Raw genomic sequence first — 8358 nt, forward strand, 5'->3', positions numbered from 1 at the left:
TGTCACCCTTTCCGCACGGGGATCGCCGATTTGCGCCCGTTTCCAGAAATTTTGGCCGCCCTGCCGGGACGAGACCGCGCCACCCGTCCTTGGATCAAAGATTTCCATGAACCGAACGCAGCGCTGAAGCGACCCACGCTCAGGCAGGGAACATTTGGCTCAACGACCATGAAAACGGCATCCAGACTTCTGCAGATCCTCGCACTCGGCGCCTGCTTCACCGCGCAGGCTCACGGTGCCTTCTCGATGCCGGGCGTTCGACAGGCATTGCGCACAATCGACGGTGCCAGCAGCCAGAACATATTGCCGATCAAAGTTTCCTTCGAGATGACGAAGCGGGCCTGAGACTCAGGCCGCCAGGCCACCCGCCTGCGTCTTCAAAAACGCCTCACCGCAGGCCTTCGCCAGATTGCGCACCCGCAGGATGTAGCTCTGTCGTTCCGTGACCGAAATCACGCCGCGCGCGTCAAGCAGGTTGAAGACATGGCTGGCCTTGATGCACTGATCATAGGCCGGGAAAACCATGCGGTGCATCGGCAGATTGTCGTTCGATGCCGGCGCGCCGGCATCGAGCAGCGCCTTGCATTCGGTCTCGGCGTCCTCGAAGTGGCGCAGAAGCATCGCCGTGTTGGCGTGTTCGAAATTGTGGCGCGAATATTCCTGCTCGGCCTGCAGGAAGACATCGCCATAGGTGACTTTGTCGGCGCCTTCCCGGCCGTTGAAGTTGAGGTCGTAGACATTGTCGACGCCCTGCACATACATGGCCAGCCGCTCCAGCCCGTAGGTGAGTTCGCCGGCCACCGGCGCGCATTCGATACCGCAGACCTGCTGGAAATAGGTGAACTGCGAGACTTCCATGCCGTCGCACCAGCATTCCCAGCCGAGACCCCAGGCGCCCAGCGTCGGGCTTTCCCAATCATCCTCGACGAAGCGGATGTCGTGCAGCAGCGGATCGACGCCGATCGCCGCCAGCGAGCCGAGATAGAGTTCCTGCAAGTTGGGCGGGTTCGGCTTCAGGATCACCTGGTACTGGTAATAATGCTGCAGCCGGTTCGGGTTCTCGCCATAACGCCCGTCCTTGGGGCGGCGCGAGGGCTGGACATAGGCAGCGTTCCAGCGTTTCGGGCCGAGCGCGCGCAGCGTCGTTGCCGGATGAAAAGTGCCGGCGCCGACTTCCATGTCGTAGGGTTGCAGGATGACGCAGCCATAGGCCGCCCAATAGTTGTGCAAGGTCAGGATCAGCCCCTGGAACGAGCGGCTGGGATGCATATGGGCGGGGATTTCAATTGTCACGGGTGGCCTCGACAGCACAGGCTAGCTTGCCGGCACGTCCTAGAGACACGGCGGCGAAGCGTCAAGCAAAGCACGCCGATGCGGTCGCGCCGACATTATGGACAATGTTGAGAGCTTTGCAGGGGCTGGCCCATTGCCCATCTCTCGGGCCTGCGCTCTGTTCGCCTGTGCAGCAACGACAACAGGTTCCAGCCATGCCCAGCCCGATCGTCATCCGCCCCGTTGCGCGACAGGATTTCGAGCAATGGCTGCCGCTGTGGGACGGCTACAATGCATTTTATGGCCGCTCGGGCGAAACGGCCCTGCCGGGTGAGATTACCCAGATGACATGGTCGCGTTTCTTCGATGCCTATGAGCCGGTCCACGCGCTGGTGGCCGAAAGCGAGGGACGGCTTTTCGGCCTCGTGCATTATCTCTTCCATCGCAGCACAACGGCGATCGCGCCGAATTGTTATCTGCAGGACCTTTTCACCACGCAGGCATCGCGTGGCAAAGGCATCGGACGGGCGCTGATCGAGGGCGTCTACGAGCGCGCCCGGGCAGCCGGTTCAGGCCGGGTATACTGGCTGACGCATGAGACCAATCACACGGCAATGAAGCTTTACGACAAGGTCGCCGAACACTCCGGCTTTGTCGTCTATCGCAAGCTCTTCTGAGGCAGCCAGCCGGATACGCGGTTCAAACGAAAACGGGACCCTGAAAAGAGCCCCGTTTGCGTTGAATTCAAATGGCTGACTTCATCCCTTCGGGGCGGGCACCGGCTCCGGCTTGACCTTCGGGGTCTCCTGCGCCGTGTTGGATTCGATCGGCGGCAGGCCCTTCATCAGCTTCTGCTGCAAGTTGGCCAGCACATCGGGATCCGGCTTCAGGTCGCGAGCCTGATTCCACTGGAAGGTGGCTTCCAGCTTGCGGCCGACGCGCCAGTAGGCATCGCCCAGGTGGTCGTTGAGAACCGGATCTTCCGGCTTCAGCGACACGGCGCGTTCCATTTCGCGCACCGCGTCATCGAACCTGCCGAGGCGGAAATAGGCCCAACCCAGCGAATCGACGATGTAACCGTCGCTCGGCCTGAGGTCGACGGCCTTTTGAATCATCGCCAGCCCTTCCTTGAGATTCATGTTCATGTCGACCCAGGAATAGCCGAGATAATTCAGCACCTGCGGCTGGTCGGGGAACAGTTCCAGCGCCTTGCGGAAGTTCGGCTCGGCCTTGGGCCATTCCTTCAGGCGCTCATAGGCGATGCCGCGCTGGTAGAAGATGTTCCAGTTGGCTGCGGTCGGCGTCTTCAGCGCCTCGACAGCCTTGTCGTAGAGTGTGGCGGCCGAACGGAAATCCTCCTTCGAGGAATAGACGCCACCGAGCGCCAGATAGGCGCGCATGTCATTGGGATGGGCGTCGACGAAAGCCTTCAGATGAGCGATCGCTTCTTCGTGACGGTCGAGATCGGCAAGGTTGAGGCCGAGCTGCAGGTCCGAAAGCTCCTTCAGCGGCGAACCGGCGGGGATCCGGCGATAGAGCGCGATGGCGCCTTCGCCGTCCTTCAATTGCTCGGACACGGCAGCGAGTTGCACAAGGGCAGCGTCGCTATCAGGCTTCAAAGCAAGCGCATATTGCAGATAGAGGCGCACGAAGGGCTCGCCGCCGCCACGGTTGAGCGCGGTGGCGAGGTCGAGCAGGATTTCGGAGGCGCCATCGGATGGGCCGGCCACCAGGGGCGCAATCTTGTCGCCTTTTGCAATTCGGTCGCGCAAGGCGACGATTTCCAGCTTGCCAGGCGAAAACGCCTCGGCCTGATCGAGCACCGACAGCGCCTTGGTCTTGTCGCCCTTGCGGGCCAGGAACGAGGCGTAGGCCTGGGCGTTGCGCATCCAGGTTTCGGGAGCGGCACCACCGGCGGCGGTATCCTGCATGGTCGCGGCGTAGATCGCCTCGGCCTTTTCGGGCATGCCGGATGCATCAGCGATCAGGGCGCGGTGGAACGACTTGAACAGGCCGAACCAATCCGGCCCCTGCAGCTTGTCGATGGACGCCATCGCATCGGCAGGCTCGCCGGCGCCTTGCTGCGCCCAGCCGGACATCACCCCGGAGATCAGCCGGTCGAGATCGGATTCCAGCGACAGCTTGAGCCAGTACTGCGCCTTGGTGAAATCCTTCTTGTGGAAGGAATCGACGGCGAGCGCCAGCCGCGAGAAACGCTCGACGTCAGGCACTTCCTTGAGCTTGTCGGCATAGACCAGGGATTCGTCGAAGCGCCCCTGCGCGATCAGCGACAGCATCAAGCTCTGCTGCAGGCCGGTGTCGCTCGGGTCGAAGGCCAATGCTTGCTTGTAGTAGGCGATGGCGCTGTCGAGGTCGTTATCGCCTTCGGCGATCCGGGCCGCCAGATAAGCGCCCGAAAACGACGTGATCTTGACCGGTTCGGTGGTTTGCTTGGCATAGGCCGGCAAAGCCGAGATCGCCATGCCTGTCACAATTGCCAGCCTTGTCAGCCAGCGCGCACGTCCTTGCCGCATCGTATCCCTTTCAGCCAGGCGCCATCTCCGCGTCAGCGGGATGGGCGTAGACTCGATCTTTCCAGGCAAAGCATGGCCTTTTTGGGGTCGCGCTTCAATCCGCCTCGAATTCACAATCCGGGCACCCGATTAACAAATCATGGCGGCGGGCACTAGTTTTCCGATCTTGGATTTCGGCCACGGCCCTATGCGGCGCCGAATATATCACCGATTCGACCGCTAAGGCTCGGGCCAATATCAGCCCTCGCCTGGCGAGGCAGACCGCTGCACCAGCGTGTCGCCGTAGCCGCCGGCCGCTATCGTGCTGCACAGTTCGTTCCATTCGCAGCCGCCGCAGGCCTTGCGTACAAGGCCAGCCGAAAACGCCTGCCGCATCCGGCCCAGCATCGCAGCATCGAGATCAAGACGGGTGCCGACGCGAATTGGCCGCGCCAGCAACTCGCCCACATCCTGCGTGGCGAGCCGGTCCCGCTCGACGACACTCTCGTTGAGGCAGTGCGGTTCCGGCTCATCAAGCAACGGGGCGCAGACATCGTCCGGGCTGGAAACGAGGAGGATGTCCTCGCCCCGGCTCAGGCGCTCCGCTACGCGATCATAATTGGCGGTGAAGGCGGGGCTGTATCCCTTGCCCACATAGGTGAGCAGGCAAAGGAGGTGGTGGGCGCGCAGCCTGATCGTCACGGATTGACCGGCTTGGCCTTGCCGCCGCGAAGCGCCATGAGGGTCGCGGCACCCAGCGCCGACTTGAGCAAGCCGCCGACGATGAACGGCAGGAAGCCGAAGGTAACGGCCTGTTCGGCTCCAATCATGACGGCAAGCCATGCTGTGCCCAGCACGAGGCAGGCAAGATTGCCAAGCAGCATGGCGACAAATGCCAGCACCACTCTGTTGCCGTTCCAGCCGCGTTCGGCCAGCCAGCCGACCATTGCGCCGACAAGCGGGAAGGCGAAGAGATAGCCAGCCGTCGGCCCGACGAAATGCGCCGCACCCGCTGCCCCTCCGGACAGAACCGGAAAGCCGACCGCACCCTCGACCAGCCAGGCGGCGATGGTGAGCGCGCCAAGCCGCCAGCCATAGAGCGCGCCGATCAGTGTCACCGCGAAGGTCTGCATCGTCACCGGGACCGGCACCATCGGCACTTCGATGTAGGATGACAGCGCCAGGAACAGGGTGCCGAGCACGACGGCTCCGACCTGCCAGGCAAGAGAACGATCCTGGAGCCGGAGCGGGCTGAACGACGGCTTGCTGGACGAGAATGCGACGTCTGTCATTGGGATTCCTTCGATCGATTGCAAATTATAGATAATTTCTGTTTTCGATCTATTATCGAATCCACACTTCCCTGGAGATTGCAAGCCCTGGCTTTGGCGGAGGCCGTCTAACCTACGATGGCGAAGGCTTCGCGCGTCGTTCCGGAAGCCGTCCTGACCGGCTTGCGGCCAATCCATTGGACGTGCCGCCCCAGTGTGACGGCCGCCGATTCGGTGTTTCCCTGCCGCAAGGCGGCGAGGATCGCGCGATGGTCCTGATCGGTGCGTGTCTCCCACTCCGAGCGCCATGCCGCGAACAGAAAACGGGCGCTTGCCGCGTGCAGATCGTCGATGGTGGCGAGCAGGCGCGGCATGCCGCATGGCGCGAGGATCAAGCGGTGGAAGGCGCGGTTGGCTTCCTCCCACGACCTGACATCGCGGGACTTGTCGCCAGCCTTGGACGCCTCCTCGGCGAGATCGAGAATGGCCGATGTCAGATGCGGCGCCGCGTGGCGCAGCGCCAGCACTTCAAGGGCGGCGCGCATTTCGGCGACTTCCTTGACCTCGCCCAGGTCGAAAGACGCGACACGCACGCCGCGGCGCGGTTCGCCGATGGCCAGCCCTTGCGCCTCGAGGCGGCGGAAGGCCTCGCGCACCGGAACATGGCTGGTTTGGAATTCCTCGGCGATGTGATCCTGCCGAAGCCTGGCCCCCGGCTCGATCGCACCGGAAATGATGCGGTCCGCCAGAACCTTGCTGATGCGCACCGCGATGGTGTCGTCTGTGCCCTTTGCCATGTTTTATAGATAATTTGCGGCAGGGCGGCTTGTCGAGACGGCGGGACCGAATTCCTAAACTTCCTCTTAGCGCAGGCCAGAGATAGCGTCGCGAAAGTCCAGCCTTTAGTTGACCCGGCTGATGCAGAAATCGATGACGTCGATCAGCGCCGATTTCTGCGGCGTCGCTTCGAGCGGCGCCAGCGCGTCGCGGGCAATCTCGCCGAAATGGCGCGCGCGTCCGATCGTGTCGGCAATGGCGCCGTGGCGGGTCATCAGGCCGGTCGCCTTTTCCAGGCCGGCGTCATCGGCGACATTGTCCTCGATGGCGCGCTTCCAGAAGGTGCGCTCGGCCTTGGTGCCGCGCCGATAGGCGAGAATGACCGGAAGCGTCACCTTGCCCTCGCGGAAATCGTCGCCGACATTCTTGCCCAGATCCTTGCTGGTGCCGCCATAGTCCAGCGCGTCGTCGATCAGCTGGAAGGCCAGGCCGAGATTCATGCCATAGGAGCGCAGCGCGGCGCGATCGTTGCGCGTCGCCTGGGCGATGACCGGGCCGACCTCGGCAGCCGCCGAAAAAAGTGCGGCGGTCTTGGCCTTGATGACGGCGAAATGCTCGTCCTCGGTGGTTTCGAGGTTCTTGGCGGCGGCGAGCTGCATGACCTCGCCCTCGGCGATGATGGAGGCCGCACTCGACAGGATATCGAGCGCTTCGAGCGAGCCGACATCGACCATCATGCGGAAGGCCTGGCCGAGCAGGAAGTCGCCGACCAGAACGCTTGCCTGGTTGCCCCAGATCATGCGGGCGGTCTTCTTGCCGCGGCGCATGCCGCTCTCGTCGACGACATCGTCGTGCAGAAGCGTCGCGGTGTGCATGAATTCGACGGAGGTGGCGAGCTTGACGTGGCCCTCGCCGGCATAGCCGAACATCTGGGCTGCGGCCAGCGTCAGCATCGGCCGCAGCCGTTTGCCGCCGGACGAGATCAGATGGTTGGCGACCTCCGGGATCATCTCGACGTCGGAGCCGGCCTTGGACAGGATCAATTCATTGACGCGCCCCATATCGGCGGCAGTCAGATCGATCAGATCCTTGATGGAGGCGGGCTCCCGCTTCCCGTTTTCGATGTTGAGAACGACACCCACGACAATCACTCCCGTCTTGGTATAGAGCGTGCGACGGCACCCTTAGTCCCTGTATGGACTCTAGGGCGGCGGACATGGGCACGGCAAGTGGCGAATTGGCGCGGCGGCGGCGACAGAATGTCAACGACCCCCAAGGGAACGGCTCTGCCCCGGAATCCCCTACCCGTTTACATCAATAGCGCAAACTGCGAGTTTCATACAATGATAGAACTAGTCCGCACCAACGATGCCGTGATCATTTCCTTTGTCGAATCGCTGATGCGCGACGCCGGCATTGCCTGCTTTGTCGCCGACCAGAATATGAGCATTCTCGAAGGGTCGATCGGTCTTTTGCAGAAGCGCGTCATGGTCGACGCCGACCAGGCCGACGCGGCACGGCGCATCCTGACGGATGCCGGCATCGCCAACGAAATCCGCGGAAGATAATGTCCGCCGCGCCCGCCGCCCTTGTCCCGGACACGCCGGCCCATACGGTCGACGCTTTCCATCGCGGCCGATTCTGGCTGGTGCAGCCCAAGCAAGGCGGTCATCGCGCCGGCATGGATGCGATGATGCTGGCGGCATCCGTGCCGTCCTCCCTTGCCGGTCGTCTCGCCGATTTCGGTGCCGGTGCCGGGGCCGCCGGCCTGGCGGTGCTGTCGCGCTGCCCGGCCGCCGAGGCGGTGCTTGTCGAACGCGCGCCGGAAATGGCGGCCTTCGCGGCAGCCACTCTTGCCCATCCCGGCAATGCCCATCTGAGCGATCGCGCCTCCGTGCTGGTCGCCGATGTCACCGTATCGGGCCGGGCGCGGGCGGCCGCCGGCCTCGCCGACAATGATTTCGACTTCGTCATCATGAACCCGCCCTTCAACGCTCCCCGGGACCGCGCCTCCCCCGATCGCCTCAGAAAAGAGGCCCATGTCATGGAGGACGGGGTGTTCGAGAGCTGGATCCGCAGTGCGGCGGCGGTGGTCAGGCCGCGCGGCGGGCTTGCCGTGATCGCCCGCCCCGAACAGCTCGGCGCCATTCTCGATGCGATCGCAGGGCGCTTCGGCGATGCCGAAATGCTCGCCGTCCACCCTCGCCCAGACGCCGCGGCAATCCGCATCGTTGTGCGGGCAGCGCTCGGGACACGGGGAAAGCTTGCCATCCGCCCGCCCCTGATGCTGCACGCGCAATCAGGCAACGGCCCCGACGAGCGCAGCGAAATGATCACCAACGGCCTCGCCTCGCTGTTCGGAGATTGAGCTATTCTGCCTGGCCACATTGCCGTTGGCCGGGAAATCCCTACATGCCTGCAACCTATCGACCGGAGACCACGCCCTCGTGAAACGCCTTATCAACCGCCTGCTGCCGAAATCCTGGCGCTCCACCGTCGTCACCATTCCGGTCATCCGGCTGCAC

General features: G+C 63.3%; 10 protein-coding genes. 4 read left to right on the forward strand and 6 right to left on the reverse strand.

All coding sequences use genetic code 11. The features are described from left to right. Positions 1-30: 30 nt before the first annotated feature. Positions 31-345, forward strand: coding sequence for a hypothetical protein (locus tag EN990_RS26055; protein ID WP_127369187.1), 315 nt, complete (start codon positions 31-33; stop codon positions 343-345). Positions 346-348: 3 nt separating this feature from the next. Here the strand turns inward: EN990_RS26055 and EN990_RS26060 are convergent, their stop codons facing one another. Beyond that, complete coding sequence (locus tag EN990_RS26060; protein WP_174299093.1) at positions 349-1269, reverse strand: glycine--tRNA ligase subunit alpha; 921 nt, start codon at positions 1267-1269, stop codon at positions 349-351. A 218-nt stretch (positions 1270-1487) separates the two neighbouring features. On the opposite strand from EN990_RS26060, the gene EN990_RS26065 reads away from it, so the two are divergent. After that, positions 1488-1949, forward strand: coding sequence for a GNAT family N-acetyltransferase (locus EN990_RS26065; protein WP_013532825.1), 462 nt, complete (start codon positions 1488-1490; stop codon positions 1947-1949). 81 nt (positions 1950-2030) lie between these two features. Here EN990_RS26065 and EN990_RS26070 read toward each other — a convergent pair whose 3' ends face one another. The 5 genes from EN990_RS26070 to EN990_RS26090 all read right to left on the reverse strand — a co-directional run bounded on the left by EN990_RS26070 (position 2031) and on the right by EN990_RS26090 (position 6975). After that, entirely contained in the window at positions 2031-3806 is a 1776-nt protein-coding gene (locus EN990_RS26070) for a tetratricopeptide repeat protein (RefSeq protein WP_127369186.1), read from the reverse strand. Positions 3807-4043: 237 nt separating this feature from the next. Further along, positions 4044-4487, reverse strand: coding sequence for a DUF1284 domain-containing protein (locus EN990_RS26075; RefSeq protein WP_127369185.1), 444 nt, complete (start codon positions 4485-4487; stop codon positions 4044-4046). Beyond that, entirely contained in the window at positions 4484-5077 is a 594-nt protein-coding gene (locus tag EN990_RS26080) for a biotin transporter BioY (protein ID WP_127369184.1), read from the reverse strand. Before EN990_RS26080 ends, EN990_RS26075 begins: the two co-directional genes overlap by 4 nt. Positions 5078-5184: 107 nt before the next feature. Continuing rightward, positions 5185-5853 (reverse strand): GntR family transcriptional regulator, encoded by a 669-nt coding sequence (locus EN990_RS26085; RefSeq protein WP_127385289.1) that lies wholly within the window; start codon positions 5851-5853, stop codon positions 5185-5187. 105 nt (positions 5854-5958) lie between these two features. Then, entirely contained in the window at positions 5959-6975 is a 1017-nt protein-coding gene (locus EN990_RS26090; protein WP_013532830.1) for a polyprenyl synthetase family protein, read from the reverse strand. Between the two features lie 201 nt (positions 6976-7176). On the opposite strand from EN990_RS26090, the gene EN990_RS26095 reads away from it, so the two are divergent. Next, positions 7177-7401 (forward strand): DUF2007 domain-containing protein, encoded by a 225-nt coding sequence (locus EN990_RS26095; protein ID WP_013532831.1) that lies wholly within the window; start codon positions 7177-7179, stop codon positions 7399-7401. Then, the gene (locus EN990_RS26100; RefSeq protein WP_024502640.1) at positions 7401-8201 is read left to right on the forward strand and encodes a methyltransferase; all 801 of its coding nucleotides are present in this window, start codon (positions 7401-7403) and stop codon (positions 8199-8201) included. The genes EN990_RS26095 and EN990_RS26100 overlap by 1 nt, the downstream gene beginning before the upstream one ends. The last annotated feature ends 157 nt before the right edge of the window (positions 8202-8358 follow it).

Origin of the sequence: Mesorhizobium sp. M7A.F.Ca.US.005.03.1.1 (genome assembly GCF_003997975.1) — a bacterium.
In the GTDB taxonomy this organism is placed as follows: domain Bacteria; phylum Pseudomonadota; class Alphaproteobacteria; order Rhizobiales; family Rhizobiaceae; genus Mesorhizobium; species Mesorhizobium ciceri.

Coding starts and splice junctions, on each gene's coding strand:
- EN990_RS26060 (WP_174299093.1), bottom strand. CDS start 1,269: ATGCATCCCAGCCGCTCGTTCCAGGGGCTGATCCTGACCTTGCACAAC.
- EN990_RS26065 (WP_013532825.1), top strand. CDS start 1,488: ATGCCCAGCCCGATCGTCATCCGCCCCGTTGCGCGACAGGATTTCGAG.
- EN990_RS26070 (WP_127369186.1), bottom strand. CDS start 3,806: ATGCGGCAAGGACGTGCGCGCTGGCTGACAAGGCTGGCAATTGTGACA.
- EN990_RS26080 (WP_127369184.1), bottom strand. CDS start 5,077: ATGACAGACGTCGCATTCTCGTCCAGCAAGCCGTCGTTCAGCCCGCTC.
- EN990_RS26085 (WP_127385289.1), bottom strand. CDS start 5,853: ATGGCAAAGGGCACAGACGACACCATCGCGGTGCGCATCAGCAAGGTT.
- EN990_RS26095 (WP_013532831.1), top strand. CDS start 7,177: ATGATAGAACTAGTCCGCACCAACGATGCCGTGATCATTTCCTTTGTC.
- EN990_RS26100 (WP_024502640.1), top strand. CDS start 7,401: ATGTCCGCCGCGCCCGCCGCCCTTGTCCCGGACACGCCGGCCCATACG.